This window comes from Bradyrhizobium forestalis (assembly GCF_002795245.1).
GTDB lineage: Bacteria > Pseudomonadota > Alphaproteobacteria > Rhizobiales > Xanthobacteraceae > Bradyrhizobium > Bradyrhizobium forestalis.
This window is the reverse complement of the sequence record NZ_PGVG01000156.1, coordinates 1-402: the sequence shown is the minus strand read 5'-3', so window position 1 is coordinate 402 and position 402 is coordinate 1. Positions and strand designations below refer to the sequence as shown.

Below are 402 nucleotides of genomic sequence, written 5' to 3'. Positions count from 1 at the left end.
GTGGCCGTCGCCGTCGAAGTCCTCGGCAATGCGCGCATAGGTCGACGGCATGAACTGCGTCTGGCCAAAGGCGCCAGCCCAGGAACCGGTGATGCCGCTGTCACGGATATCGCCCTGCTGCAGCAGCTTCAGAGTTGCAATGAACTCGCCCTGGAAGAACGACTGTCGCCGCCCGTAGCAGGACAGCGTGGACAACGACACCAGCAGCGGGCGCTTACCGGTGATGCGCCCGTAATCGCTTTCCACTCCCCACACGGCAACCCCCGTTGCCGGGTCGACCTGGTAGCGCGCGGCAACCTTGCGCAGCAGGTCGGCGTGCTCGGCCATGCGCGCCTTGCCGTCGGCGACGCGCTGGTCGTCCACCAGCCCGGCCAGGTAGTCCCAGATCGGCGTGGTGAACTC

1 protein-coding gene is annotated in these 402 nt (G+C 66.7%); it reads right to left on the bottom strand.

The annotated features are described in order from the left end of the window. Positions 1 to 402 (bottom strand): lytic murein transglycosylase (locus CVM73_RS38910; protein WP_146006769.1); only part of this gene is annotated, 402 nt, incomplete at both ends.